Origin of the sequence: Proteiniclasticum sp., assembly GCF_003514505.1 — a bacterium.
Lineage (GTDB): Bacteria > Bacillota > Clostridia > Clostridiales > Clostridiaceae > Proteiniclasticum.
This window is the reverse complement of sequence record NZ_DOPX01000033.1, coordinates 25,769-52,683: the sequence shown is the minus strand read 5'-3', so window position 1 is coordinate 52,683 and position 26,915 is coordinate 25,769. Positions and strand designations below refer to the sequence as shown.

The 26,915-nt window shown below is 43.9% G+C and carries 24 protein-coding genes and 1 riboswitch; of the genes, 20 read left to right on the top strand and 4 right to left on the bottom strand.

The window, feature by feature from the left end:
* Nucleotides 1-281: 281 nt before the first annotated feature.
* The 17 genes from DEF30_RS11645 to DEF30_RS11565 all read left to right on the top strand — a co-directional run bounded on the left by DEF30_RS11645 (nt 282) and on the right by DEF30_RS11565 (nt 19,230).
* Complete coding sequence (locus DEF30_RS11645) at nt 282-3,995, top strand: phosphoribosylformylglycinamidine synthase (protein WP_294099570.1); 3,714 nt, start codon at nt 282-284, stop codon at nt 3,993-3,995.
* 35 nt (nt 3,996-4,030) lie between these two features.
* On the top strand, nt 4,031-4,513 hold the full coding sequence (purE, locus tag DEF30_RS11640; RefSeq protein WP_294099568.1) for a 5-(carboxyamino)imidazole ribonucleotide mutase: 483 nt from the start codon (nt 4,031-4,033) through the stop codon (nt 4,511-4,513).
* A complete protein-coding gene (purC, locus tag DEF30_RS11635; RefSeq protein ID WP_294099565.1) occupies nt 4,510-5,211 on the top strand; it encodes a phosphoribosylaminoimidazolesuccinocarboxamide synthase in 702 nt (233 codons plus the stop codon). The genes purE and purC overlap by 4 nt, the downstream gene beginning before the upstream one ends.
* A 5-nt stretch (nt 5,212-5,216) precedes the next feature.
* Nucleotides 5,217-6,608 carry an amidophosphoribosyltransferase gene (gene purF / locus DEF30_RS11630; protein ID WP_294099563.1) on the top strand — a complete coding sequence of 464 codons (1,392 nt, stop codon included), beginning with the start codon at nt 5,217-5,219 and terminating at the stop codon, nt 6,606-6,608.
* 2 nt (nt 6,609-6,610) lie between these two features.
* Nucleotides 6,611-7,612, top strand: coding sequence for a phosphoribosylformylglycinamidine cyclo-ligase (gene purM / locus DEF30_RS11625; protein WP_294099561.1), 1,002 nt, complete (start codon nt 6,611-6,613; stop codon nt 7,610-7,612).
* A complete protein-coding gene (locus tag DEF30_RS11620) occupies nt 7,600-8,187 on the top strand; it encodes a formyltransferase family protein (RefSeq protein ID WP_294099549.1) in 588 nt (195 codons plus the stop codon). Before purM ends, DEF30_RS11620 begins: the two co-directional genes overlap by 13 nt.
* On the top strand, nt 8,162-9,661 hold the full coding sequence (purH, locus tag DEF30_RS11615; protein ID WP_294099546.1) for a bifunctional phosphoribosylaminoimidazolecarboxamide formyltransferase/IMP cyclohydrolase: 1,500 nt from the start codon (nt 8,162-8,164) through the stop codon (nt 9,659-9,661). Before DEF30_RS11620 ends, purH begins: the two co-directional genes overlap by 26 nt.
* Before the next feature lie 10 nt (nt 9,662-9,671).
* On the top strand, nt 9,672-10,925 hold the full coding sequence (purD, locus tag DEF30_RS11610) for a phosphoribosylamine--glycine ligase (RefSeq protein WP_294099539.1): 1,254 nt from the start codon (nt 9,672-9,674) through the stop codon (nt 10,923-10,925).
* 100 nt (nt 10,926-11,025) lie between these two features.
* Nucleotides 11,026-11,127, top strand: a riboswitch (SAM riboswitch).
* 83 nt (nt 11,128-11,210) lie between these two features.
* Nucleotides 11,211-12,182, top strand: coding sequence for a methionine ABC transporter ATP-binding protein (locus DEF30_RS11605; protein WP_294099725.1), 972 nt, complete (start codon nt 11,211-11,213; stop codon nt 12,180-12,182).
* A complete protein-coding gene (locus DEF30_RS11600; protein ID WP_294099537.1) occupies nt 12,172-12,813 on the top strand; it encodes a methionine ABC transporter permease in 642 nt (213 codons plus the stop codon). Before DEF30_RS11605 ends, DEF30_RS11600 begins: the two co-directional genes overlap by 11 nt.
* A gap of 143 nt (nt 12,814-12,956) precedes the next feature.
* The gene (locus tag DEF30_RS11595) at nt 12,957-13,748 is read left to right on the top strand and encodes a MetQ/NlpA family ABC transporter substrate-binding protein (RefSeq protein ID WP_294099535.1); all 792 of its coding nucleotides are present in this window, start codon (nt 12,957-12,959) and stop codon (nt 13,746-13,748) included.
* Nucleotides 13,749-13,939: 191 nt separating this feature from the next.
* Complete coding sequence (locus DEF30_RS11590) at nt 13,940-15,202, top strand: 4Fe-4S dicluster domain-containing protein (protein WP_294099533.1); 1,263 nt, start codon at nt 13,940-13,942, stop codon at nt 15,200-15,202.
* 12 nt (nt 15,203-15,214) lie between these two features.
* Complete coding sequence (locus DEF30_RS11585) at nt 15,215-16,087, top strand: RnfABCDGE type electron transport complex subunit D (protein ID WP_294099531.1); 873 nt, start codon at nt 15,215-15,217, stop codon at nt 16,085-16,087.
* Nucleotides 16,087-17,091, top strand: coding sequence for an RnfABCDGE type electron transport complex subunit G (locus DEF30_RS11580; protein ID WP_294099529.1), 1,005 nt, complete (start codon nt 16,087-16,089; stop codon nt 17,089-17,091). Before DEF30_RS11585 ends, DEF30_RS11580 begins: the two co-directional genes overlap by 1 nt.
* Before the next feature lies 1 nt (nt 17,092).
* On the top strand, nt 17,093-17,806 hold the full coding sequence (locus DEF30_RS11575; protein WP_294099527.1) for an electron transport complex subunit E: 714 nt from the start codon (nt 17,093-17,095) through the stop codon (nt 17,804-17,806).
* A complete protein-coding gene (gene rsxA, locus DEF30_RS11570) occupies nt 17,806-18,381 on the top strand; it encodes an electron transport complex subunit RsxA (RefSeq protein WP_074909333.1) in 576 nt (191 codons plus the stop codon). Before DEF30_RS11575 ends, rsxA begins: the two co-directional genes overlap by 1 nt.
* Nucleotides 18,382-18,399: 18 nt before the next feature.
* Nucleotides 18,400-19,230 carry an RnfABCDGE type electron transport complex subunit B gene (locus DEF30_RS11565; protein WP_294099516.1) on the top strand — a complete coding sequence of 277 codons (831 nt, stop codon included), beginning with the start codon at nt 18,400-18,402 and terminating at the stop codon, nt 19,228-19,230.
* Nucleotides 19,231-19,385: 155 nt separating this feature from the next.
* Here DEF30_RS11565 and DEF30_RS11560 read toward each other — a convergent pair whose 3' ends face one another.
* The gene (locus tag DEF30_RS11560) at nt 19,386-20,564 is read right to left on the bottom strand and encodes an acetyl-CoA C-acetyltransferase (RefSeq protein WP_294099514.1); all 1,179 of its coding nucleotides are present in this window, start codon (nt 20,562-20,564) and stop codon (nt 19,386-19,388) included.
* Between the two features lie 427 nt (nt 20,565-20,991).
* On the opposite strand from DEF30_RS11560, the gene DEF30_RS11555 reads away from it, so the two are divergent.
* From DEF30_RS11555 to DEF30_RS11545, 3 genes are all read left to right on the top strand, one after another.
* Complete coding sequence (locus DEF30_RS11555) at nt 20,992-21,411, top strand: NfeD family protein (RefSeq protein WP_177213433.1); 420 nt, start codon at nt 20,992-20,994, stop codon at nt 21,409-21,411.
* A gap of 1 nt (nt 21,412) precedes the next feature.
* On the top strand, nt 21,413-22,363 hold the full coding sequence (locus DEF30_RS11550) for an SPFH domain-containing protein (RefSeq protein ID WP_294099504.1): 951 nt from the start codon (nt 21,413-21,415) through the stop codon (nt 22,361-22,363).
* 93 nt (nt 22,364-22,456) lie between these two features.
* Nucleotides 22,457-23,182 (top strand): SDR family oxidoreductase, encoded by a 726-nt coding sequence (locus DEF30_RS11545; RefSeq protein WP_294099502.1) that lies wholly within the window; start codon nt 22,457-22,459, stop codon nt 23,180-23,182.
* Between the two features lie 110 nt (nt 23,183-23,292).
* Here DEF30_RS11545 and DEF30_RS11540 read toward each other — a convergent pair whose 3' ends face one another.
* Genes DEF30_RS11540 through DEF30_RS11530 form a run of 3 tightly spaced genes read right to left on the bottom strand, consistent with a single transcriptional unit; the run spans nt 23,293 to nt 26,814 of the window.
* A complete protein-coding gene (locus tag DEF30_RS11540) occupies nt 23,293-24,801 on the bottom strand; it encodes a histidine kinase dimerization/phospho-acceptor domain-containing protein (RefSeq protein WP_294099722.1) in 1,509 nt (502 codons plus the stop codon).
* Complete coding sequence (locus DEF30_RS11535; protein WP_294099499.1) at nt 24,791-25,474, bottom strand: response regulator transcription factor; 684 nt, start codon at nt 25,472-25,474, stop codon at nt 24,791-24,793. Before DEF30_RS11535 ends, DEF30_RS11540 begins: the two co-directional genes overlap by 11 nt.
* A gap of 23 nt (nt 25,475-25,497) precedes the next feature.
* Nucleotides 25,498-26,814, bottom strand: coding sequence for a PLP-dependent aminotransferase family protein (locus DEF30_RS11530; protein ID WP_294099496.1), 1,317 nt, complete (start codon nt 26,812-26,814; stop codon nt 25,498-25,500).
* Nucleotides 26,815-26,915: the final 101 nt, after the last annotated feature.

Here is a 26,915-nt window from a genome sequence, read left to right as displayed (position 1 = left end):
CTATAGTCTTGTTTCTTTGAAATTAACCATATTATACCACCTACAGTTCTTCCTTGAAACAGCAGGGGCAGGCGGGGTCTTGAAACTGCACCAGCACTTACATAAAAAGGTTCCTTCGTTTAACTTCCCACAAGAACCTTCGTCCTCTATGCGCAAACACATAAATCAACTCGTGTTTTATTGTTCTTACCTGTACGAATTATAAAAAGAAAAATATCGAAAATTATTGACTATTCCATGTACAATGTTATTATTTACCTATAAATCGTTCGGAGGTTGTCATGGAACTTATAAGAAATGTTTTTGTGGAAAAGAGATTAGGTTTTCAGCAGGATGCTGAGGCGCTGAAAAATGAACTGAATGAAATGCTGGGTTTCAACCTGTCGCCAAGAGTTCTTCACCTGTACCAGGTGAGAGGACTTCAGGACGAACAGTTGAACGCTCTAAAGAACACGGTTTTTAGTGATCCGCAGATTGATGTGGTCCACGAAGAACCTTTTTCATTTTTAGATGAACCACATTTTCTGCTTGAACTTCTTCCGGGGCAGTATGATCAGAGAGCAGAAGCTGTAAAAGAGTGCATTCTTCTTACCCTGGGTCTTTCTGATATAGAGGTACGTTACAAAACCCTTTATGTGATACCGGAGGCAACTTCGGAAATGCTGGTTGAGATTAAAAACTACCTGCTCAATCCTGTGGAAATGAGAGAAGGGATGATGGAAGAGAAGTTCACAGAATTTCCGGAAAAGCCTCTCCTTGTGGAGACCATGAAGGGTTTCACAAAGCTTGATCCTGGTTCACTGGAAGAATTCCAGAAAGAGCATCAGCTTGCCATGACCGTGGATGATCTTGCTCTTATACAAACCTACTTTACCGAAGAAAAGCGCGACCCCTCCATCACAGAACTGAAAGTGCTGGACACCTATTGGTCCGATCACTGCAGACATACCACCTTCCTTACAGAAATCAAAAACATCAGATTCAGCGAGGAGGCAAGGAAAGAAAAAGAGAGCTTTGAACGGTATCTAGAAATCAAAGGGATTCTGGGCAGAGATCATAAACCTGTCACTTTGATGGATTTGGCAACGGTAGGGGCCAGATACCTGAAAAAAACCGGAAAGGTCCAGGATCTGGATGAATCGGAGGAAATCAATGCCTGCAGTATTGAGAGAACCGTCAGAACCACAGATGGCCTGAAAGAAGCACTCATCATGTTCAAAAACGAAACACACAACCATCCTACTGAAATCGAGCCTTTTGGTGGAGCCGCTACCTGTCTGGGAGGAGCCATCAGAGATCCGCTCAGTGGAAGAACCTACGTCTATCAGGGTATGAGAATCACAGGAGCTGCCGACCCTAGAAAAACCATAGCTCAGACCAGGAAAGGAAAACTTCCGCAGCGGACCATTACGAAAGGTGCTGCAAAAGGATTCTCCTCCTATGGAAATCAGATAGGGCTGACTACTGGATTTGTGGAAGAAATCTATCACCCTGGATATGAAGCGAAACGAATGGAGACTGGTGCTGTCATTTCTGCCAACCTGAAGGAAAACGTCATACGGAAGACACCCGTCCCAGGAGATCTGATTCTTCTTCTTGGTGGCAAGACAGGCAGGGACGGCATTGGTGGTGCGACGGGCTCTTCCAAGGAGCATGATGAGAACTCCGTGGAAATCTCCGGACAGGAGGTGCAAAAAGGAAATGCCGTTGAGGAACGGAAACTTCAAAGACTCTTCCGAAGAGAAGACCTGACAAAATGCATCAAAAAATCCAATGACTTTGGTGCAGGAGGTGTTTCTGTAGCCATCGGTGAGCTTGCACCTTCCCTTAAGATCTATCTCCACCGGGTACCTAAAAAATACCAGGGACTAGATCCTACTGAAATTGCCATTTCGGAATCACAGGAAAGAATGGCTGTTGTCATCCGTAAAGAAGATTTGGACTTTGTACAAAGGATCTGCCTGGAAGAAAATGTGGAAGCTACTTTTGTGGCAGAAGTAACAGATACGGGTTATATGGAAATGTACCATGGAGATCAGATTGTGGTCCGACTGAAGCGATCATTTCTTGATACCAACGGTGCCCATCAGGAGACAGATGTTTTCGTAGAAGCGGCAACATCCGCTGAGGATGCGCCAGCTGATAAACTGCCATCGAAAGAAACAGTGTTCAGTATGCTGCAGCAGCTGAACAACGCCTCCCAGAAAGGGCTCCTGGAAAATTTCGATACCACCATCGGAAGAGGTACCCTCCTGCTCCCTTATGGGGGACTGTATCAGGACACCAAAAGCCCCGGTATGGCTGCGGTGATTCCTCTGAAAAACCTGACCACTCTGGATGCTTCTCTTATGACCTATGGATTTGACCCGGAAGTAACAGACCGCGCACCGTATGAGGGCGCCTATGAGGCCGTGGTGGAAAGCATCGCAAAAATCATTGCCATGGGGGGAGATCTCACCGGCATACGACTGAGTTTTCAAGAATACTTCCGTAAACTGGGCACCGATGCGCGCAACTGGGGAAAGCCTTTTTCCGCACTGCTCGGAGCACTTCAAGCGCAGCTGGATTTTGAGGTGCCTGCAATTGGCGGCAAAGATTCCATGTCCGGCAGTTTTGAAGAGATTCACGTACCAAACACACTGATTTCCTTTGCTGTACAGACAGCAGAAAAAGAGAAGATTCTTGTGAACACAATGAAAGGTGGAAAGACCAGTCTTCTCTTGCTGCGAACGGAAAGAAACAATGGGATGTATGAAAAGACCTCATTCAAAGAAAATGCAGCTTTCCTGAAGACCTTGACAGAACAAGGAAAAATTATATCCGTTGACACATTGAAGAAAGGATTCTTTCCCACAGCGCTGAACATGGCCCTGGGCAACAGAGTGGGCATGGAGCTCACAAGAATCCCCAGTGGCTGGGCTGAAAAAGATCCCGGAAGCTTTCTCCTGGAAGTGGCCTATGAAGATGTGTGTGGGATTCTGAGAGAAGGTCAGGACCATTCACTGCTGGTGGTTGGTAAAACCACGGACTCCGATGGTGTAAAGTACGGCGAGGCGTTCATTCCCTATGAGGAAGCGCTTACCCATCTGGAGTCACCACTGAAAAATGTTTTCCCGTCTTTCCGGAAAGAAGGAGAGAACCTTCCCGCAGTTTTTTCACACAAGACACCGGATACATATCATGGAAAGCTGACAGAAAAACCGAAGGTCCTTATTCCAGTTTTCTTCGGCACCAATTGTGAATTGGACCTGGAGTTCGCCTTCAGAAAGGAAGGAGCGGAAGTGCATTCCTTTGTTCTGCCCAGCGGAAAAGATGCCCTGGAGAATGGTCTTAAAACCTTAGCTGATAAAATCGACAGCTGTCAAATACTGATGCTGGCTGGCGGATTCAGTGCAGCAGACGAACCAGAGGGTTCAGGAAAATACATCGCCAATGTGCTCAGGAGCACACCTGTGAAAGAAGCGGTGGAAAGGCTCATAAATGAGAGGGACGGGCTGATTCTTGGCATCTGCAACGGCTTCCAGGGCCTTGTGAAATCAGGTCTTCTGCCCTATGGCAGAATCATCAGTCCTAAAGAAGATATGCCGATTCTCACATACAATACTGCTGGAAAACATATGTCCAGACTGGTAAAAACCAAAGTAGTCTCCAGAAATACTCCCTGGATGCAGTATTGTGCACTGGGTGATGTCCATGATGTACCAGTCTCCCATGGGGAGGGGAGATTTGCAGCGACTCCTGAGATGCTCAAAACACTTCTTGAGAATGGACAGATCATCACGCAGTATGTGGATCTTCAACATAACATCACCATGGAAGCTCCCTTTAACCCCAACGGATCCATGTATGCCATCGAAGGAATCGCCTCCAAGGACGGACGTGTATTCGGGAAAATGGGTCATACAGAGCGTTATCAGGATGGATTATACAAAAACTACACGGGCTCATATTATGAGGATTTTTTCAAAGCCGGTGTGGATTACTTCAAAAAATAAAACATGTTCAAATGTAGTTATATTAGGAGGATCTTATGAAAGTACTTATTCTATTTGGAAGTCCCAACGATCAGACCATCATGAAAAAAGCAAAGGACCTGCTGGATCAGTTTGGTGTGCACAATGAATCCTATGCCATTTCAGCACACCGCGCACCTGAACTGCTGGGAGAGGTTCTCCACAAAAAGGAGGAAGAGGGCTTTGAAATCATCATTGCCGGGGCAGGTCTTGCCGCACATCTTCCCGGTGTTGTCGCCTCTAAGACAGCTTTGCCTGTCATAGGTGTTCCCCTCAACGGGGCTTTGGAAGGATTGGATGCTCTCTTATCCATCGTTCAGATGCCGAAAGAAATTCCAGTGGCTACGGTGGGGATCAACAATTCATTCAACGCTGCCATGCTGGCTGTGGAAATCCTCTCCATCAAGTATCCGGAACTGAAAGAAAAACTGAAAGCGTACCGAGAGACCATGAAAGAAACCATAAGAAAGAATAACACAATGGAGGTAATGTATTCATGAATAAGCTATATGAAGGAAAAGCAAAAATCATCTACAGCACAGAAAAGGAGAGTGAAGTCATTGTCTACTATAAGGACGATGCTACTGCATTCAACGGAGAAAAAAAGGGCAGTATCTCTGACAAAGGTGTCATGAACAATGAGATTTCATCCATGATTTATACATATCTTGAAGAAAATGGCATTAAAACACACTTCATTGAGAAGCTTTCTGAAAGAGAGCAGAGGGTGAAAAAGGTAACCATCGTACCACTTGAAGTCATTGTGAGAAACGTCGCGGCAGGGTCCTTTTCCAAAAGACTTGGTGTTGAAGAGGGCACAGCGCTGAACACAACAATATTTGAAATCTGCTATAAGAATGACGACTTCGGCGATCCTCTCATCAACGATACCCACGCCGTGGCTCTAGGTCTGTCCACCTTTGACGAGCTGAAAGAGATTTATGATGCAACAGCAAAAATCAACGTGCTTCTGAAGTCATTCTTTCAGAAATTAGGTCTGATCCTTGTGGATTTCAAGCTGGAGTTCGGGAAGGATCAGGAGGGAGCTCTGCTGCTTGCAGATGAAATAAGCCCGGACACTTGCAGACTCTGGGATGAAGTAACCCTGGAAAAAATGGACAAAGACCGTTTCAGAAGAAATCTTGATAATGTGAAGGGCGCATACGAAGAAGTTGTGTCCCGTATGAAAAGAGGATAAAAAGCATGATTGAAATCATCGATAAGTTTAAAGAGGAGTGCGGTGTCTTCGGAATCTACTCAGATTCCAGCAGTGCGGCCTATGATGTCTACGATGGCCTTTACGCTCTGCAGCACAGAGGACAGGAAAGCGCAGGGATCGCATCCATTCATCAGGGGGAACTTCTGGTCCGAAAAAGAATGGGACTTGTGAACGCTGCAATCAGTGAAGAAGATTTGGCTCAACTGAAAGGAAATATTTCTGTGGGACATGTGCGTTATTCCACTAAAGGAGATTCCAATGTACTGAATGCGCAGCCCCTGACAGCCAAAAGCAAATTCGGTTCTCTGGCAGTTGCCCATAACGGTACACTGATCAACACCAATCTCATCCGCAGTCTTCTGGAAGACAGTGGTGTTCTGTTTCAGACAGATACAGATTCTGAGATTGTGGTGAATCTCATCTCCAGAGGGATTCATAAGGGTCTGGAAAACGCTGTACTTAATGCGGTTCAGACCGTAAAGGGCAGTTTCGCACTGGTCATTGCATTCGGCTCCAAACTCATCGGTATCAGGGATCCCTTCGGCATACGGCCCCTCATCATCGGAAAAAGAGGGGAGGACTATATTCTTTCCTCAGAAAGCTGCGCCATCGATACCGTACAAGGAACAGTGCTTCGGGATGTGCTTCCCGGAGAAATGGTCGTCATTGAAAATGGCGAGCTCACCTCTTATATATACTCCGAAAAAACCAAAAAACAGACCTGTTCTTTTGAGTATATTTATTTCGCCAGACCTGATTCTGTCATCGATGGAATCAGCGTTCATGATGTGCGAGTGAAAACCGGAGAAAAACTCTATGAAGAATCTCCTGTAGAAGCAGATGTAGTCATTGGTGTGCCTGATTCTGGTCTGGCAGCGGCCATCGGTTACTCCAGAGCCTCCGGTATTCCCTTTGACATCGGGTTCTCTAAAAATAAGTATATTGGCCGAAGCTTCATTACACCAAATCAGGAAACACGAGAAAAAGTAGTATCCTTAAAACTCAATGCACAGAAAGATGTGGTGGCTGGAAAACGTGTAGTTCTCATCGATGACTCCATCGTAAGAGGAACAACGTCCAAATATCTCGTGGATCTTCTCTATAGAGCTGGCGCTAAAGAAGTTCATTTTAAAGTATCTTCGCCCATGGTGATGTTTCCCTGCTATTTTGGCATTGATACCCCTTACAGAGAAAATCTCATCGCTGCAAATATGTCCAAAAAAGAAATCAATGATTATATAGGCAGCACCAGTCTCACTTATTTGTCTACAGAAGGACTCCTTTCCTGTCTTGAAGACACGTCTTTCTGCATCGGCTGCTTTACGGGGATATACCCCTTGGGTGCACCAAACGAATTCTTAGGAGGTCTTGAATAAAGATGATGGATTACAAATCTTCAGGCGTGAATATCGAGGAAGGCTACCGTTCCGTAGAGAAAATCAAAGGCTATGCGAAAAAAACCTTAAGCCCTCTGGTTCTGAATGGATTAGGTTCCTTTGCGGGAATGATGGAGCTGCCGGAAGGCTACAGAAAACCAGTGCTGATTTCAGGTACAGATGGCGTGGGCACGAAGCTCCGTATTGCACTGGATTTGAAAAAATACGACACTGTTGGGATTGACTGCGTTGCTATGTGTGTCAACGACATTCTGTGCCACGGGGCAAAACCGCTCTTTTTTCTGGATTATATCGCCTGCGGAAAACTGGATGCAGATGTATCTTCAGAACTTGTGAAAGGCATCGCGGAAGGATGCATAGAGGGCTCTATGTCACTCATTGGGGGAGAAACCGCTGAAATGCCAGGTTTTTACGAAGAAGGGGATTATGACATGGCAGGATTTGCTGTAGGGGTCTGTGAGAAAGATCAGATCATCACCGGAGAAACCATTGAATCAGGAGATGTGCTCATCGGCTTGCCTTCCTCTGGCTTTCATTCCAATGGATTTTCACTGCTTCGCAAGGTGTTTCCTGATTTCGAGGAAATGGTCCTTGAAGAAAGAATTGGGGATCTGCTTCTAACACCTACTCGAATTTATACATCCATTGTCATGAAAGCATTAGGGCACTTTGAAATCAAAGGAATGGCCCATATCACCGGAGGAGGCTTTATCGAGAATCTTCCCCGAATCACTCAGAAAGAGCACCTTCGACTGAACATATACAAGGATTCCTACAGGCTGCCTGCCATCTATGATGTCCTTGCTTCAAGAGGTGTGGACAGAGAGAGTTTTTACAAAACCTTCAACACTGGGATCGGATACGTGTTCTGTGTAAGCAACGCTTTGAAAGAATCTTTCCTGGAATTTCTCAAAGCAGAAGGTGAAGAACCGGTTCTTCTGGGTTATGTGGATGAAGGAGACGAAGAACTATGTTTCAGGTAGCTGTACTCATCTCCGGTAAAGGATCAACCCTGGAGGCTATTTTAAAGGACCAGAAGAGGGATTCTCTTTATGAGGTGTCTCTTGTTCTCGCAGACCGTCCCTGTGAAGGCTTGCGCTATGCAGAAATGGAAGGAATCAGAACGAAAATTCTCCCCAGGGATCAGAATTTATCCGGAAGGATTCTCGAAGAGGTTTGCGCCTTCGATCTGGTGGTCCTGGCAGGATTTTTGTCCATTCTTGAAGGACCGGTTTTAACACAAATGTCCAGCAGAATCATCAATCTTCATCCCTCGCTGCTGCCAAAATTCGGTGGCAAGGGTATGTATGGAATGAGAGTGCATGAAAAAGTACTGGAGTCCAAACTTCCCATATCAGGCTGTACAGTCCATTATGTCAGCGAGGTGGTGGATGGAGGCTCCATCCTGCTTCAGAGAATTGTTGGCATCAGAGAGTGCCATACCAGCGATGATGTTATGAAGAAAGTGTCAGCAGTGGAGAAAGGCGCATTGATTGATGCCATTCGACTGCTTGCAAAGGAGGAACGGATCAATGAAAGCGTTACTGAGTGTCTATAATAAAGAAGGCATTGAAAAACTCGCAGATTTTTTTGTGAAGGAGGGGATTGAAATACTCTCCACAGGAGGAACCTATACCCATCTAAAAGCATTAGGGTACTCTGTAACCAAACTGGAAGAGTTCACAAACAGTCCTGAAATCCTTCATGGTCGGGTGAAAACCCTTCATCCGAAGGTCCATGGAGGAATCCTCTACAGAAGGGATCAGGAAGATGATTTAAGAGATGTGTCGGAAAACGGACTTTCGAGCATCGATTTTGTCTGCGTAAATCTTTATCCATTCTTTGAAAAACTGGAGGAAAACCTTTCTGAGCTGGCACAGGTGGAGTTTATTGATATCGGAGGACCCACCATGCTTCGTGCAGCCGCCAAAAACTACCCCTTTGTCTATGTTCTCAGTGATCCGAAAGAATACAGCACCTTCATGAACGTGTATAAAGAGGGCACAGAAGAGGAGAAACACGCTTTCCGCAGAAAGAGCGCAGGGCTTGTCTATAATCTCATGGGTGCCTATGACAGCGCTGTAGCCAATTTTCTCCTAAGAGAAGAAGAGAAAACTTACGGAAGCTTTTCCTACAGAAAACTGCAGACACTGCGCTATGGAGAGAATCCACATCAGAAAGCCTCTGTATATGAAGAAATCGATGGACATGGCGCACTAAAAAGCATCAGAATTCTAAGTGGAAAAGAGCTTTCCTACAATAACTACAAAGATCTTGATATCGCTTGGAAGGTCGTCCATGAATTTTCCGAGCCCTGCTGCTGTGCGCTGAAGCATAACACACCCTGCGGAGTCGCACTGGGCGAGAACGCATTGGACTGTTATGAAAAAGCTTATGCGGCGGATCCTGTTTCCATCTTTGGTGGCGTCATCGGCTTTAATGTGGAGGTGACCAAGGATTGTGCGGAAAAAATGAATGAGATCTTTTTGGAGGTAATCATTGCGCCATCCTACACAGATGACGCACTGGAAGTGCTGAAAACCAAGAAAAATCTCCGGATCCTCACCTGCAGCCAAAAGCCCTCTGCCACAAACACCATGGTTTCTCTGGATGGACTCCTGCTTGTCCAGGAGGAAGACCAGAAAATCTTTGATCAGCTAAAGACCGTAACCAGGACGAATCCGACAAAAGAGATGATGGAGGAAATGATCTTTGCCTTTAAAGTCGTCAAATATGTGAAGTCCAATGCCATTGTCGTGACAAAGGATAAAATGACCTTAGGCATCGGAGGAGGTCAGGTCAACCGGATTGATGCAGCTAAATTTGCACTGTTAAAGGCAAAAGGACAAGCTGTAGTACTTGCATCGGATGCATTTTTCCCTTTCCCTGATGTGGTAGAGGAATCTGCTGCCCATGGAATTACTGCCATCATTCAGCCTGGTGGTTCATTAAAAGATGAAGCCTCCATACAGGCCTGCGATGCGCATGGCATTGCCATGGTATTCACTGGAATGAGGCATTTCAAGCATTAGGAGGGATTCTATGAAAATACTGATTGTAGGTGATGGGGCGAGAGAACAGTCCATTGCCCATAAACTGTCCCTGTCTCCCAGCGTGGAAGAGATTTATCTTTGTCCTGGGAACGGAGGAACCCATTATATAAGCAAATGTGAAAACTTACCTCCCATGACCCAAGAGGAGCTTCTTGATTTTTCAAAGAAAACAGGCATCGCCTATACCGTGGTCGGTCCTGAAAAAAATCTCATGGAAGGGATTGTGGATCTCTTTCAACAGCATAACCTGAGCATTGTCGGTCCGCACAAAGATGCAGCCCTTCTGGAAGGCTCCAAGAGCTTTGCAAAGGATTTTATGAAAAGACATCATATCAAAACAGCTGCCTATGAAGTGTTTGATGATTTTCGCACCGCTCAGGAATATCTGAAAACCGCTTCCTACCCCCTGGTCATCAAAGCAGACGGCCTGGCTCAGGGGAAAGGGGTGGAAATCGTTGAGAACTATGAGAACGCCTTGACAATACTCACTGAATTCATGATACAGGAGAAGTTCCAGGATGCTTCAAAAACCATCGTAGTAGAAGAGTATCTTGTGGGAAAGGAAGCCTCCATCATTTCTCTTTATGATGGAAATCACATTGTTCCATTATGGTCCACCATGGACCACAAGAAAATCGGACCAGGAGAAACAGGACTTAATACAGGGGGAATGGGGAGTATTACCCCAAATCCTCATTATTCTCCATTCATGGAAGAAGACTTCAATAGAAACATTCTGCTGCCTACCCAAGAAGGATTGTCCCAAGATGGTCTTACATTTCAAGGCATCATCTTCTTCGGCCTCATGATGACCGAAAAAGGGGTCTATCTTTTGGAATATAATCTTCGTTTTGGCGATCCTGAGACCCAGAGCCTTCTTCAGGTCCTGTCCTCTGACCTTCACGAGGTTTTTCTGTCGCTCCTTTCCGGCAAACTGAAAGAAACACCGCTCTCCTTTCAGGAAGAGGGCGCCGCTTGTGTCGTACTCTCTTCTGCAGGTTATCCGCTGGACTATAAAAAGGGGATTGATATCACCGATTATTTTAGGCTTTGTCCAGAAGGGGTTACTCTGTATGCCTACAAATCCAGATGGGAGGATGGCCGTATTCTCTCAGACTCCGGCCGCGTCCTGTCAGTAGTTGCCAGTGGCAATAAGGACGTCGCCACGGATAAGATCTACAGATTTCTAGAAAAAGTTCGCAATGAAAACCTTTATTATCGAAATGATATTGGAAAGATTTGATATTACAAACCTTTACAAAAATCACTTTTATAAAAGAATGAAGAATAGCATTGACATAGGCTAAATTCGTGCTAAGATAATACCAATTCAATAATTTATGTTCTTATCCAGAGAGGTGGAGGGATAGGCCCTGTGAAACCCGGCAACCAATACGAGAGTATATGGTGCCAATTCCTACAGCGTAACAGCTGAAAGATGAGAATAAACTTGTATGTGTATCGTCTAAGTTTATTCTTAGGCGATTTTTTTATTGCCTAAAAGACCAAGTAAAGGAGTATACGGATGTTGATTCAAATCAGATCACTTCGAAAAAACTATGATCAGCAAGCTGTCATCGATGATGTAAGCTTCGATATCATGAAAGGAGAAATTTTTGGTATCGTCGGAAAGAGCGGTGTTGGAAAATCGACACTTCTTCGCTGTATCAATGGACTGGAGCCCATCACCAGCGGTGATATCGTTGTTGACAATTTTAGGCTGGCGTCTTTGGACAGCGATGGCATCCGAAATCTGAGAAGAAAAGTCAGTATGATTTTTCAGAATTTCAATCTTCTTAATCAGAAAACTGCTCTTGAAAATGTCATGCTTCCCATGGAAGTATGGGGGATGGACAAACAGCCCTCCAAGGAAAAAGCCATGTCTCTTCTGGATTTGGTTGGACTGAAAGAAAAATACCACAGCAGACCAAAATCCCTTTCAGGTGGAGAGAAACAGCGTGTAGCCATCGCCAGAGCTCTCGCCCTTGATCCAGAGATTCTTCTATGCGATGAGGCAACCTCAGCACTGGACCCGAAGACAACCAAGGAGATTCTCTCCCTACTCAAGGAGATCAACAAATCCCTGGGACTGACACTGGTTGTTGTAACACACCAGATGGAAGTGATCAAAGAAATCTGTCAGCGTGTCTGTGTCATGGAGAGTGGTAAAGTATCGGCACTTGGCAAAGTGGAAGATCTTTTCCTGAATCCAGAAGTCAGTTTGAAAAAACTTCTCGGTGAGGAGGATCTTGAAATACTGCCAAAAGGTACAAACCTTCGTATTTTCTTCACCAAGGAGTTCAGTGATGAAGCCATCATCACCAACATGAGCCGTGATCTTTCCATCAATTTCTCCATTGTCTGGGGAAAACTGGAGAACTTCAACGGAAGCGTTTTAGGAAGTCTTGTACTTCATATCCATCCTGAAGACGAGCACCGAATCAGAGAGTACCTGACACAAAGAGGCCTGAAATGGGAGGTGATAAAGAATGAATCTTAATGGGTATCTGAATGCCTTATATGAATCATTACTTATGATTGTACTATCCGGTATTTTTTCTGTGGTACTAGGCTTATTCTTGGCCATTGTACTGATTTATACAAAGGAAAAGGGACTTTCTCCCAGAAAGAACCTCTATAATGCACTGGATTTTGTCATCAATGTCTTTAGAAGTTTCCCATTCATTATCCTGATGTTTCTTCTGTTCCCTCTATCCAGAGTGATTGTAGGCACTTCGATAGGAACAGTGGCTGCCATCGTGCCCTTAACTATTGCAGCCACACCATTTGCTGCAAGAGTTATCGAAGGGTCACTGGATACAGTAGACAAAGGAATCATTGAAGCTGCCCGTTCATTCGGCGCCACCAACAGACAGATCATCTTCAGAGTCATGCTCGTGGAAGCACTACCGAATCTCGTTCAGGGCATCACGAATATTTTCATCAACATCGTGGGCTATTCTGCCATGGCAGGTGTCATCGGTGGTGGGGGACTCGGTGCTGTAGCCATCAACTACGGTTACTATAGATGGGAAGACACCATCATGTTCATTGTGGTGGTTATGATTTTCCTTTTAGTACAGCTGTTCCAATCTCTTGGAAATAGGATTTTCCAGAAGCTCACACGTTAAATGACCCATATCAGGACAAAATTATTGAACATAAAACACTGATCACGATAATTTTTTAACATATCGTGCAAAACCGAAAATTTAGACTCCATTAAAAATAGTACAGTAGAAAAAAACAGATTAAAAAAGCGAGGAAGAATCAAATGAAAAAAATATTTGCTATACTAACTGCCGCACTGCTTAGCACATCCATCCTAACCGCCTGCGGAGAAAAAAGCTCTTCAGAAAAAATCGTGGTTGGAGCATCTGCAGTCCCACATGCTGAGATCTTGGAAAATGTCAAAGACGATCTGAAGGAACTGGGATATGAGCTGGAAGTAAAAGTCTTCAACGACTACGTATTGCCCAATACTGCACTGTCTGAAGGCCAGCTGGATGCGAACTTCTTCCAGCACATTCCTTATCTTGAGGAGATGAACAGCAAGGAAAATTTAGGAATCACCTGGACCGTTAAAGTCCATATAGAGCCAATGGGTCTCTATTCTGACAAAATTTCCTCCCTGGATGAGCTGAAAGACGGTGCTACCATCGCAATTCCCAATGATGCCACCAATGGTTCCAGAGCATTGAAGCTCCTTGCAGACAATGGTCTCATCACCCTGAAGGACACTGAAATCGCCTCTGTGCTTGACATCACTTCCAATGAGAAGAACCTGAAATTCAAAGAACTCGATGCACCTGCACTTCCTAGAACACTGGTGGATGTGGACGCAGCTGTGATCAATACCAATTATGCCATCGAAGGAGATCTGAACCCACTGGAAGATGCCATTGTCATTGAATCCGCTGAATCACCTTATGCGAACGTACTGGCTGTAAAAGAAGAAAACAAGGATTCAGAAAAAACAAAAGCACTGAACACCGTGCTCAACAGTGAGAAAACCAAGAAGTTTATTGAGGAAAAGTACGAAGGATCCATCTTCCCAGCTTTTTAAACTGTACTAATTTTTTCACTATAATTTAAAAAACTGTTAAATAAAAGAAATCCAGAAAAACCGTTGATTATCAACGGTTTTTCTTAAAATACAACTTGTTAATCTCTTGTCAAATATTGTTAATGAACGTTTACAATGTTATACTATGTAGTGTATTTGTTATATTTTTATTGAAAAATAGGGGGATGTATATGAAACTGTTTTCCATTTCAAAAGCAGTGCATGTGCCCAAGTTCAAGGTTGCGGAACACTTTAGTGAAATCATAGAAGTGGATGCACCGAAGAACATGGTATATTCACTATCTCAACAGCATAATATGAAATGCTCACCGACAGTCAAACGAGGCGACAGAGTACTGGTCAATCAGGTCATTGGTGTAGGGGAGAACAACAGCGTTGTTCCTGTGTATTCCAGTGTTTCTGGTACAGTAAAACAAATCACCACGAAAACGGATCTTCTTGGAAACAAGGTGGATGTGGTCCTGGTGGAAAATGACGGTCTTTACGAGAAGGAAGAGCGTGAAGTATTTAGCTACAGTGCGTTATCCATGGATGAACTCCGTGAGAAAGTAAAAGCATTAGGCCTCATTGAAACACAGAACCTGTCCAACCGAAAAAGAGGGATGCAGCTGTCGTTCAAAGATACTGCGAAAAACATCCTGATCAATGCCCAGGAAAGTGGACTTTATGGACAAGTGGATTCTTACCTGTATGAAAAAGAAAAACAGGATTTTCTTCGGGGCATCGAACTTCTGAAGTCTCTTTATAAAGACGCTCAGATTGTTGTCCTTTCCACATCAGATGCAGATTCAGTCATCGGATTCACCGAACTGCTTAAAAACTCAGGGGTAAGCCTGATTTCAAAAATTCCGACACAGTTTTATCATGACATGAACCTTGCAGCAAGAGACGTATTTGGTGATTTCGCCATGAAAGATACCATGGTCATTGATGCATTCCTTCTGCCCGCTGTGGCTAGAGGTCTTATGGATCAGAGACTCACCCATTATCAACTACTTCTCATCAATGGCGGAGCAGTGAAAAACCCTGGTATATACAAGGTAATGTCAGGTACAACTCTGGACCTTGTTATGGAAAAAGCAGGCGTGGAAAACCCATTCAGAATTGTGGCAGGGAATATTCTCTCCGGTGATGCTGTTTTCACAACAGATTCACCCATCAACAGAGGAATCAGAGAAGTGCTTTTCCTCAACGAGAATGAAGTTTCCATTGATGAGGAAGTGAACTGCATTAAGTGTGGTCGATGCGCAGACGTTTGCCCCATGGGCCTACAGCCCTATGAGCTCAATCAGCTGGTCATTGTCCGGGACTTCGATGAGTTCTTCAAGAAGCGTGGCGGTATGTGTGTTGAATGTGGCCGATGCTCATATGTGTGCCCATCCAAGAGACACTTGCTTCAATCTTTCAAAACAGCGAAAAAGGTTAAGAGATAGGAGGGAATAAGAATGGAAAACAGAAAAATAACCGTTGCATCCTCTCCACATATCAAATCAAACCTGAGGGTCAACAGAATCATGCTGGATGTCATCATTGCCCTAGTACCTGTGGCTGCAGCTGGGATCTACTTCAATGGAATCAAGGGTCTAATCCTCATTGCCGTTACGGTGCTTGGCAGTATGGGTACCGAAGTTGTCTTCAAGAGACTTCTTCATAAGAAACACTCACTGAATGACTTATCCGCAGTGGTGACCGGACTCATCCTCGCACTCATCTTACCTGTAGACACACCACTTTGGGTTGCACTACTTTCTTCCATCTTCGCCATCTCCCTGGTTAAGGAGATTTTTGGCGGACTTGGACAGAACTTCATGAATCCTGCTGCTGCAGCGAAGATCTTTGCTGTGGTATCCTATGGAAACATCGTTGTAAACAAAGGGTTTGAAGGGATTTCAATTCAGGAAAGACTCGTAGGAAGCGCAGGCGGAAACTTAGGAGAAGCTTCCATCATCGCCATCCTTGTTGGTGGAATCTACCTTGCAGTGAAGGGAATCATCCGCGCTAGAGTTCCATTTATGGTGCTTCTTGTCTCCTTTGTATTCTCAGCAGTTGTCCTCGGAGATATTTCAATCCTTGCAGGAAACAGCAGTATTTATTTAATCGCATTTTTCCTCGCCAACGATTATGCAAGCTCATCCATCACCAATCCCGGTAAATGGATCTACGCCGCATTCGTAGGGCTGGCTGCATCTTTATTCATTGGATTATCCAAGAATATCGAAGGAGCTTACTATGCAGTTCTCATCGGCAATGTTTTTGCACCATTTATTGATTCTTTCTTTGAAGGAAAAGTAGATACGAAGAAGGGGGCGACTGCATAATGAAGAAGAAAAGCTTACTTCAGGAACTCATTACACTGGGTCTGACCCTAATGGTCATCTCCGTGGTCATCGGAGGTCTTGTTGCCTTCGTCTACGAGACCACCAAAGAACAGATTGCCATGAACAATGCAGTGAACGCAGATGACTTGGCTGTGATTATGCCTGGAACAGAAACCATTGAAGATTTTGCCGGTGAGTTCGAAGCAAATGAAGTCATCACCGAAATGTATCGTGCAAAGAGTGGGGATGAGGTCATCGGTCATGTTTATAAAATGACCGTAAATGGATACAAACCAGGTCTCACCATTCTTGCTGGAATTGATAAAGACGGTAACCTTGTTGCCGCAAAAGTAACACAGTCTTCCGAAACCCCTGGTTTAGGTGCTCTGGTTGCAGAAGAAGCGTTTATCTCACAGTTTACCGGTAAAACCACTGCTGCCGATTTTCAGGTGGTAAAAGGCACCGCTGCAAGTGAGAATGAAATTGTTGCTGTCTCTGGTGCAACGATTTCCTCCAACGCAGTTGCAAGCGCCATCAATGAGGCAGTGAAGTTCCATAAACAGAACATCCTCGGGGAAGAGGTTATTGAAGAAAAAGCACCTGAGGCCACCATTGAAACTCTTCTGCTTACAGGAGATGAGATGGTTGAGATAGAAGGGGAATACCAAACCTTCGAAGTGAAGACAGCCGGTGAAGTCACAGGATATATTGTCATCACCTCCCACGCTGGCTACTATCAGGATATGCCGATGACCATTGCTGTCGGATTTGACAACGCCACTAAGAAAATTTCCAACATCGTCGTTCTGGAGCAAAATGAAACAAAGGGTCTTGGAGATGTCATTGAGCAGGAAGGCTTCCAACAGCTCTTCCAGGGTAAAGACGCTCAGGAGCTTACTGTAGAAATCTACTCAGGCGCTTCCGAAAGTTCAAAGGGCGCATTCAAAGCAGTAAATCAGGCCATCCTCTATTACAATGATGTTCTGATGCAAGGAGGAAACTAATATGTTGGCATTGATAGAAAGATTGAAAAATGGACTTTTCAGTGAAAACCCGATTTTCGTTCAGGTTCTCGCCATGTGTCCTACTCTGGCAGTTTCCACCAGTGTTGAAAATGCGCTGGGTATGGGATTGTCTTCCACTGCAGTACTGATACTGTCGAACGCAATCATATCCGTACTGAGAAAGTATATTCCGAACAAGATCCGTATTCCTGCATACATTGTTGTCATCGCGGGATTTGTATCCATGATCGATATGTTCCTTGCAGCATACCTGCCAGACCTCTATAAATCTCTTGGTCTGTTTATTCCGCTGATTGTTGTAAACTGTGTCATCCTCGGTAGAGCAGAAGCATATGCAAGCAAGAACAACGTGCTTCATTCCATCTACGACGGCATCGGAATGGGCCTTGGCTTCACTTTTGCACTGAGCATTCTGGCATTTTTCAGAGAAATTTTCGGTGCAGGCACTGTATTGGGTCTCAGAGTAATGCCAGCGGCATATGAACCAGCAAACATCATGATCCTGGCACCTGGTGCCTTCCTTACCTTAGGGTTGATCATGGCTTTCATTAATAAAAGAAACCTGAAAAAAGGAAAAGCTTCCCTGAAAATCCATGACTGCGAGAGCTGTGGTATGGGTTGCGATCTTCCCAAATCAGAAAAGATGAACATCAAACTCGATAAAGAAGTTCTGCAGAATGGAGGTGTCAATTAATGGACCTGCTCATTATATTTATCAACGCAATGCTCATTAACAACTTCGTTCTGTCAAGATTCCTTGGAATCTGCAGTTTCTTGGGTGTATCCAAGAAAAGAGACGCTTCCATTGGTATGGGCCTTGCCGTATTGTTTGTTATGGTGATCGCTTCTTTAGGTACCTGGTCTGTTTACACTTTTCTTCTGGAACCCTATGATCTGGATTATCTGAAGACAGTTGCCTTCATTCTAGTCATCGCAGCTCTTGTACAGTTTGTGGAAATGGTCATCAAAAAAATCAGTCCAGCTCTTTATGATGCACTTGGTATCTTTTTACCTCTCATCACAACGAACTGTGCTGTTCTCGGAGTTACCTTCCTCAATGTGCAGGAGAAGCTTTCCCTGCTGGGAAGCTTAACCAACGCAGTAGGGGCTGCACTTGGATACTTCCTCGCCATCGTTCTGATGGCAAGCATCCGTGAAAAGCTCGACCGTGTTTCCAGCATTCCTCAGGCATTCCAAGGACTGCCCATCGCACTTGTTACAGCAGGCCTTATGGCTATCGCATTCCTTGGTTTCCAAGGTATGATTTAAAGAAGGGGGGATGAAACAATGACTGAAATATTAATTCCAATTGCCATTATGGCTGGATTAGGCATCGTCTTAGCGGTACTTCTCGGATATGCTGCAGAAGTGTTTGCTGTAAAGCAGGAGCCCAAAGTTGAAGAAATCCTTCTGGTTCTTCCTGGTGTAAACTGTGGTGGATGCGGATTTGCTGGGTGTGAAGCCTATGCAAAGGATGTTGCTCTTCAAGGTGCTTCACCATCTCTTTGTACCGTTGGCGGAAACCCTGTAGCCAATCAGATTGGGGATATCATGGGCGTAAAAGTGAACGCTCAGGAGGTTATGGTCGCCTATGTGAAGTGCAATGGTGACTGCAATAAAGCAAAAGACAAATATGAGTATCATGGTATTATGGATTGTGTCAGTGCTGCAGCACTTCCAGGTGGAGGAGCAAAATCCTGCACCTATGGCTGTCTTGGCCTTGGAACATGTGTAGGTGTCTGTGAGTTTGACGCCATCGTCATCCGTGACGGTATTGCCATCATAGATGAGAACAAATGCACCAACTGTGGCGCTTGTGTAAAAGCATGCCCAAAAAACATCATTGAATCTGTTCCTCTGAATTCCAGAGTAAGAGTTGCCTGCAACTCTTTGGACTCTGCCAGAGACATCATGCAGAACTGTGAAGTTGGCTGTATCGCTTGCAAGAAATGTGAAAAAGCTTGCGAGTACGATGCAATACACGTGAACAACAACCTGGCGAAGATTGATTACGACAAATGTACTCAGTGTAATGCCTGCGTCGAAGTTTGTCCAAAAACAACCATTGAGAATCTTCTTATGATTCATAAGGCTAAACCAAAAGATATCACTGCATAAGAAAAGCCATAAAGGCTGTCTTCAAAGGAAGACAGCCTTTATTATTTTTTCCAGATTATTTTTCTTGAACAATCTTCTTCAAAAAGAAAGCCATGACATTTTTGATGCCATGGCTTGAAGAAAGGTAGGGAAACCAATCTATATCAATTTTGAGATTATCTCTTCACAACTACGGAAGTACCCATACCGCCACCGATGCATAATGTCGCAAGACCATATGTGGAATTTCTTCTCTTCATTTCATGTAGAAGTGTCACAAGAATTCTTGCTCCAGAAGCACCCACAGGGTGTCCTAATGCTATGGCTCCTCCATTTACGTTAACCTTTTCCGCATCCCATTTAAGATCCTTGCCTACTGCCAAAGCCTGAGCAGCAAAAGCTTCATTCGCCTCAATCAGGTCCATATCATCAATGGTGAGTCCAGACTTCTGAAGTGCTGTTTTTGTGGATGGAACAGGCCCAATGCCCATGATGCTTGGATCCACACCGCCATTTCCATAAGAGACAATGGTCGCTAACGGCGTCAGCCCCAGCTCATCTGCTTTTTCTTTGCTCATTACCACAAGTGCAGCTGCCCCGTCATTGATTCCTGAAGCATTTCCAGCCGTAACTGTGCCATCTTTCTTGAATGCAGGTCTCAGTTTGGCCAAGGAATCTACCGTAACACCTTTCTTAGGATACTCATCTGTATCCACCACAAGAGGTTCGCCTCGTCGCTGTGGTATCATCACAGGAGCAATTTCATCCTTGAATTTTCCATCCGCCATGGCTCTTTCTGCTTTATTCTGGCTCGCAGCTGCGAATGCATCCTGCTCCTCTCTTGTAATTCCGTATTTTTCAGCAATATTTTCTGCTGTAATCCCCATATGATATCCATGGAATGCATCTGTAAGCGCATCATAAATCATCGTATCCACCATGGTATCATTGCCCATTCTGGATCCAAAACGAGCGTTGTTCAGTACATAGGGCGCTCTGGACATGTTTTCAGCGCCGCCTACCACAACCACATCATTGTCACCGGCAATGATGGTCTGGGCAGCCAATGAAACAGTTCTCAAACCCGAGCCGCACAGCATATTGATTGTTGTAGCAGGGACTTCCACGGGAATTCCAGCCTTCACAGAAATCTGCCTTGCCACTCCTTGACCTAACCCGGACTGAAGAATACACCCCATATAGACTTCATTGACATCTTCTGGCTTGATACCAGCTTGTCTGATGGCTTCCTTCACAGCGACCACACCAAGATCCACTGCAGGAACATCTTTGAAAACTCCGCCGAAGCTTCCTACCGGAGTTCTCACCGCACTGACAATTACTACTTCTTTCATTTTGACCTCCCTAATTTAAATGTTGCTCAACTACACAGATATCAACAGATACACAGGTTTGAGCAAGCATTATTTTCACTCTTATCATAACATGAACAATCTTTCATTTGTAATAGATTTCATATTGCGATTTCGACAGTATTTCATGCAGATTCTGAGATCAATGATGAAACCCTTTGAAACATGAGGGTTTCATCATGTTTAGAATATTCCAGCAGTTGTCCCTCTGAAAATAATTTACATTTTATTCATAATTCTACATAAGTTATGACTCATATTTCATGAAAGTCGTCCTGTCTCTATACACCAACTTCATCACTTTTTATAAACAGTTTAAATTATTTTATTATAAGTTATTATTTACCATTTAATGCTTTATTTTATACTATTTGTGTGTTATACTGTAAAACATAAGGAGGAGATGAATATGAACTGGATCTGGCTCATTCTGATTATTGTTGTAGCCGTTCTGGATCTCATGACCAGCAATGTTCTGTTTTCATGGATTGGCATTGGATTTCTTGCAGCCTGGCTTGCAGGATTCTATGTTGATTTTTGGATACAGATGCTGATAGCTTTTCTGATTGGTCTTGTTGCCCTCATCATCGGCAATAAAATCAGCAGGAAGTATATCAAAAGGAACATTCCCAATGATCCCATTTTGGTAGATAAAATCATTGGACATACCTTTATAGCTGAAAAAGAGATTACAGGATCAGTACAGCAAAAAATCAATGGAATCTATTGGAACCTGAAAAACATCGGGGACCCTGTACAACCAGGGGAACGTTTCAGTGTTCTGAAGATTGAAGACAACAAATTAATTATTCGTAAGGAGGAAAACTAACATGCCATGGATTATTATTACAGCAGTCATTCTACTATTTTTGATGGTGGTGCTCCTAAGCTCCATCAAAGTCGTCAATACCGGTTCTGTCTACGTACTTGAAAGGTTCGGGCAATACTATAAAACCCTTCAGCCTGGGTGGCATGTCATACTGCCTTTTGTGGATTATGTCAGAAGAAAAATTTCCATGAAACAGCAGATCCTTGACATCCAGCCTCAAAATGTCATCACGAAAGACAATGTCAACATCAGTGTAGATAACGTCATCTTTTATCAGGTGCTGAATCCCAAGGATGCAGTTTACAATATCGAAAATTATGTATCCGGTATCATGTACTCTACCATCACAAATATGCGTAACATTATCGGTGATATGTCACTGGATGAGGTTTTGGCTGGACGCGACAGAATCAACATGAAACTTCTGGATATCGTAGACTCCATCACCGATGCATACGGAATCAAAATTCTGTCTGTGGAAATCAAGAACATTGTACCACCTGAAGAAATTCAGAACGCTATGGAAAAGCAGATGAAGGCTGAACGAGAGAAAAGAGCTGCTATTCTCATTGCTGAAGGAGACAGAGAATCCAGCATCGCCAGAGCGGAAGGAGAGAAGCGTTCAAACATCCTTCGCGCTGAAGCAGAGAAAGAAAAGAACATCCGACTGGCTGAAGGTATGAAAGAGTCTCAGCTTCTGGAAGCAGAAGGTAAGGCTCGAGCTATTGAAGCCATCGCCAACGCGGAGGCGGATGCCATCCGAAAAGTGAACGCCTCCATCATCGAATCAGGCACAGATGCAAGAATCATTGCCCTGAAACAAGTGGAAGCTTTGAAGGAAATGGCAACAAATCCAGCGAACAAACTCATTCTTCCTGTGGACACACTGAACTCTCTTGGCAGCATTGCAGCCATTGCAGACATCATTGGGGAGAAAAGATCTCAGCAGTAAATATCCTCGGAAAGGATCTCCAATTATGGGGATCCTTCTTCGTTTCGCTCAAGAAGAATGTTATAATTTAGAAAGACGTAAGGAGGCGATTGTTTGAAAAAAGCGGTGATTACTGGAGCAACAGGGGGAATAGGAGAAGCGATTGCACGAAAATTTGCATCCCTTGGCTATGAACTCATCCTTATTTTCTCGAGAAATCTCGAAAAGGCCCATCTTCTGAAGGAAGAGCTTTCATCTCATGTGCCTGTCTCTATCTATAGTTTGGATTTTAGCGACACGGAAGGATATACCACCTTATTCCGGGAGATTCTAAGCCATCATGGTGCGGTTGATGTACTCATACACAGCGCAGGCATTTCCAGCCGAACACTCTTTCACGAGATGAGAGGGCATGAATTTGAAAAGCTGTTTGATATCAATGTAAAGCCATTATTTTATCTCACAAAAGAGATCATCCCTGAGATGATTTCAAAAGGCCAAGGATCTATTCTCAGTATATCGTCCATCTGGGGGTCCAGAGCAGCTTCCATGGAAGTGGCGTACTCCATGACGAAAGGAGCCGTGGAGCAGTTCACCCGAAGCCTTGCTGCAGAGCTGTCCCATATGAACATCCGAGTGAATGCCATTGCGCCTGGAGGCGTTAACACAGCACTTCTTTCCAATCTGACACCAGAGGAGATGCGCACATTTACGGAAGATATCCCTTTCAGCAGATTGGCTTCTCCGGAGGAGATTGCAGATCTTGCAGCTTTTCTGGTGCTGAAAGGCACCTACATCACGGGCCAAATTTTGACCATTGATGGCGGATTCACATTATAGCTTTATATTTATAATACATAAAACATCCCTGTGAACCTGGTGCAGCGAGTGCGCCGAGTTCACAGGGATGTTTTCCTGCAGGATTCGATGATCTAAAAAACTGTCATGGATCATACGTGGGGATTTGCATCAAATTCTCTATACTCACTGAAAATAATTTCAAAAACAACACCTTCATGATCGTTAGAGAGGCTGTAGTGATACTTGTGCTTCTCCAGAATATTCTTCACAATGGAAAGGCCCAGTCCTGAACTTCCTTCTTTTCTTTGTCTGGACTGATCTTTTTTATAGAACTGGATCCATAGATTCTGAAGTTCTGTTTCTTCAATATGTGCTGGGAAGTTCTTCACTTTAAGAGATAAACCATTCTGTGTTTCCTCCAAGGAAATCATCACCGTGGCTTCAGGTTTCTCTTCCGTGTAAGTAATGGCATTTTTCATGATATTTCTCAAGGCAGTAGACAGCTTGCTGCTGTCCCCAAAAATCATGTAACTGACGGGCATCCTGAACTCAAAATGAATCTTGTTCCCATAGATTTCTAAAAATGGTGAGGCGCAATTCACCACGAGTCTGTTGAGATGAACCGGTTCTATGGACACCGTAAAAGATTCGGATTCTGTATAGTTCAGTTCTATCATATCTTTCACAAGTTTTTCCATATTTTTGGTCTCATCCAAAATGATCGAGAGATATTCATCTTTGCTTTCAGATGCCACACCATCAATGAGACCCTCTGTATAACCTTGTATCAGCGTGATTGGTGTCTTCAGTTCATGGGAAATATCTCGGATGAAATCCTTTCTCTCTTTCTCCAGTCTTTGTGTTTTCAGAATATCCTCCTCTAGAAGTTTGTTCTTTTCCTGGAGCTCCATTAAGGACCCTTTCAGATTATAGGAGAGGGTAGCCAGGCTCTGGGCCAAATCTCCAATCTCATCTTTCTGCCTATTCTCTATGGGTACATCGAAATTCAGGTTCGCAAGCTCCTTGGATGTCTGAATCAGTTTTCTGATAGGTTTTGTTACAGTTTTAGACACAAAAAACGCGAGAATTGCCACTACAATAAAGCCACCTAAGAAAACATAAAAAAAGTAATTTTTAATGGTTCTTGCAGACTCATTAATTGGAAGCATGGAACTGATGGAAATGGCAAAAGATTCGTATTCTCCAACCTGAATGGAACCAGCCGTTAAGAAATAGCGGATACTGCCGTCTTGACGTTCATATTCTCTGCTTAAGATCTCCCGGCCCTTAAGCAGGTTCTCTCGGAGAGAGGGATCTCGTATAAGATCGTTAAAGAACCTATTGATGATCTCAATATAATCTCCTTCAATGCTGTTGCCTCCATAAGCCATATATTGGAGCTGTCCATTCTGTCCGAAAATGAAAAGACGTGTATTGTTCTGGGTCTCAAAATTATTGATGGCTTCAATAAAGGTGTCGCTCTGGGATATACTCTGATTTCTGAAGGCCAGAAGATTTTCTTCAAGGGCGGTTTTTTTCGTGACCGTGTAGTACGACTCAAAAGAATACGACATAAAGAGCATCGATCCAAGAAGCAGTGTCCCCATGAGAACAATCAGTATCAACGTCAGCTTGTTTGCAATGGATCTAAACATCATCACTCACCCGGAATCTGTATCCGTATCCCCGTACCGTCTCCACATAGGCTGCAGCTGTCTGGAGCTTCTCTCTGAGCCTCTTGATGCTCGTATCTATGGCCCTCAGATCCCCCTCATAATCGTATCCCCAGACCTTTTCCAGAATCATCTCTCTAGATAGAACCAGGTCCTTATTCTGAGTGAAAAGAAGAAGCAGGTCAAATTCTTTCTTGGTCAGGAATACTTCCGATGCATCCACATAAACCCTTTGCGCTCCTGTATGAAGAGTCAGTCTGCCAAAGGTGAGCTCTTCCTGCAGAGTATCTTCTTGTTCCAGACGTTTAAAGAGATTCCCGATTTTCATGACCAGGATCTTTGGCGAAAAGGGCTTTGAGATGAAATCATCTGCACCAATCTCATAAGCTTTGACAAAATCCTCATCCATGGTTTTGGCTGTAATATAAAACACCCGGGTGCTCTTTTTTTTTCTCAGCTCTTTGAGCATATCGAATCCGTTCATAAACGGCATCATCACATCCAGAAGAATCAGGTCGTAGTCTTTCTCTAAAGCCATATGAAGGCCTTCCTCCCCATGCGAGGCCAAATCCACATGATATCCCTCTTTCGCTAAATAATCGCGCAGGAGGTCCCTCAGCCTTTTTTCATCTTCCACAATGAGAATGTATTTATCCATTTTCACTTCATCCTTTCAGATAGCTAAATATAGATCTTGTTCTTGTCATCCTTGTCGCCCTTCATGAGAAGAACTTCCTTCACAAGTTCCTTAATGGCTGTATTCATCGCATTGGGTTCCACCCTCGTTAGACTGATTCTTAGAATCTTCCTGTCTTCTTGCTTGGTAAACCCCTGCAGATCACGGAATCTGTATCCTTTCACCTGTAATCCTTCCAGAAGGGTTTTCAGCTTGAAGTCCTTGGGAAAATAAAGACTTGCAAAAAATCCCGTTTCAGGAATGAAATAGTCAAAGGGGAATCCCTGAAGCGCATTTTTGAAAATCATGATATTTTGCTTCACCCGATCCTTCAGTACAGACATGTCTTTCATATAAAATTCCGATTTCAGGTATTTCAGTAGAATTGCCTGATTGAAGAGGGGGGCTCCACCATTGAGATATGTGATATTGTAGGACAGCTTTTTTGCAATCTCCATGGGTGCGATGACGGAAGCAATTCTCAAAGAAGGACTGATGGTCTTGCTGTAGCTGCGGATATAGATGGTACGGTCTTTTCCCAAACTGAAAAATGTGTTTCCCTTTGATAATTCTGAGAGATAATCATCTTCAATGATATAAAAATCATACTTCCGGGCAAGTTCCAGAACTTTTTTCATTTCTTTCTCTTTCAGGTCTGTTCCCAGTGGATTATGGTTTCTGCTGATGGTGTAGAAGAACTGGAATTCTCCGGTTTTAGCCTGTTCTTCCAGCTGTATGAGATCCAGACCATCTTTGGTGCGGGTCACGGTTTCGTGGGGTATGTTCTTGATCCTGAGATATGATAGGACAATGTTGTAGGTGGGGTCTTCCACCAGAACCTTTTTCTCTCTAAGATCAGCACCCAGCAATAGGTCTATGGCTCCTTGGGCACCTTCTGTTATGAGTACAGATTCCAGAGAAACCTCCGGATCATGGAGCTCCATCAGCAGATGTTCCCTCAGCAGGTTGTATCCCATAGGATAGCTGTAGTTCAGAAGGTTCTGGTTGTTCTCTTCAAACACCTGGTCATAGATTTTTTTCATAGATGCCAGGGGAAGATTCTTATTGTTGGGGACACCAGAGAAAAAATCATATTCTGTGGTGCTTCTCTTTTTATTTTTATTGATATAGTACCCGCTCTTTGGTGCTGAAAAAACCAGTTGCAGGGATTCCAGCTCATTGTATGCTTTGATCACCGTGGAATTTGAACAGCCAAACTTTATCGCAAGACCACGGATGGAAGGAAGCTTATCCGTATAAACATCCTTGTCAATCTCAGAACGTAAATAATCCATGATTTCTGTATACTTGTAATTCATCATATCCCCCTTAGTGTACCAGTTCAGTTTTACCCATTATATCATTATACCCTGGGGGAATTCTAGAGTGTTCAGGTATCTGAACACTCTAGCTGTAATTTTAA

Excerpts from the sequence above, each read along its gene's own strand:
- DEF30_RS11645 (WP_294099570.1), top strand. The coding sequence starts at position 282 with ATGGAACTTATAAGAAATGTTTTTGTGGAAAAGAGATTAGGTTTTCAG.
- purE (WP_294099568.1), top strand. The coding sequence starts at position 4,031 with ATGAAAGTACTTATTCTATTTGGAAGTCCCAACGATCAGACCATCATG.
- purC (WP_294099565.1), top strand. The coding sequence starts at position 4,510 with ATGAATAAGCTATATGAAGGAAAAGCAAAAATCATCTACAGCACAGAA.
- purF (WP_294099563.1), top strand. The coding sequence starts at position 5,217 with ATGATTGAAATCATCGATAAGTTTAAAGAGGAGTGCGGTGTCTTCGGA.
- purM (WP_294099561.1), top strand. The coding sequence starts at position 6,611 with ATGATGGATTACAAATCTTCAGGCGTGAATATCGAGGAAGGCTACCGT.
- DEF30_RS11620 (WP_294099549.1), top strand. The coding sequence starts at position 7,600 with ATGTTTCAGGTAGCTGTACTCATCTCCGGTAAAGGATCAACCCTGGAG.
- purH (WP_294099546.1), top strand. The coding sequence starts at position 8,162 with ATGAAAGCGTTACTGAGTGTCTATAATAAAGAAGGCATTGAAAAACTC.
- purD (WP_294099539.1), top strand. The coding sequence starts at position 9,672 with ATGAAAATACTGATTGTAGGTGATGGGGCGAGAGAACAGTCCATTGCC.
- DEF30_RS11600 (WP_294099537.1), top strand. The coding sequence starts at position 12,172 with ATGAATCTTAATGGGTATCTGAATGCCTTATATGAATCATTACTTATG.
- DEF30_RS11595 (WP_294099535.1), top strand. The coding sequence starts at position 12,957 with ATGAAAAAAATATTTGCTATACTAACTGCCGCACTGCTTAGCACATCC.
- DEF30_RS11590 (WP_294099533.1), top strand. The coding sequence starts at position 13,940 with ATGAAACTGTTTTCCATTTCAAAAGCAGTGCATGTGCCCAAGTTCAAG.
- DEF30_RS11585 (WP_294099531.1), top strand. The coding sequence starts at position 15,215 with ATGGAAAACAGAAAAATAACCGTTGCATCCTCTCCACATATCAAATCA.
- DEF30_RS11580 (WP_294099529.1), top strand. The coding sequence starts at position 16,087 with ATGAAGAAGAAAAGCTTACTTCAGGAACTCATTACACTGGGTCTGACC.
- DEF30_RS11575 (WP_294099527.1), top strand. The coding sequence starts at position 17,093 with ATGTTGGCATTGATAGAAAGATTGAAAAATGGACTTTTCAGTGAAAAC.
- rsxA (WP_074909333.1), top strand. The coding sequence starts at position 17,806 with ATGGACCTGCTCATTATATTTATCAACGCAATGCTCATTAACAACTTC.
- DEF30_RS11565 (WP_294099516.1), top strand. The coding sequence starts at position 18,400 with ATGACTGAAATATTAATTCCAATTGCCATTATGGCTGGATTAGGCATC.
- DEF30_RS11560 (WP_294099514.1), bottom strand. The coding sequence starts at position 20,564 with ATGAAAGAAGTAGTAATTGTCAGTGCGGTGAGAACTCCGGTAGGAAGC.
- DEF30_RS11555 (WP_177213433.1), top strand. The coding sequence starts at position 20,992 with ATGAACTGGATCTGGCTCATTCTGATTATTGTTGTAGCCGTTCTGGAT.
- DEF30_RS11550 (WP_294099504.1), top strand. The coding sequence starts at position 21,413 with ATGCCATGGATTATTATTACAGCAGTCATTCTACTATTTTTGATGGTG.
- DEF30_RS11540 (WP_294099722.1), bottom strand. The coding sequence starts at position 24,801 with ATGATGTTTAGATCCATTGCAAACAAGCTGACGTTGATACTGATTGTT.
- DEF30_RS11535 (WP_294099499.1), bottom strand. The coding sequence starts at position 25,474 with ATGGATAAATACATTCTCATTGTGGAAGATGAAAAAAGGCTGAGGGAC.
- DEF30_RS11530 (WP_294099496.1), bottom strand. The coding sequence starts at position 26,814 with ATGATGAATTACAAGTATACAGAAATCATGGATTATTTACGTTCTGAG.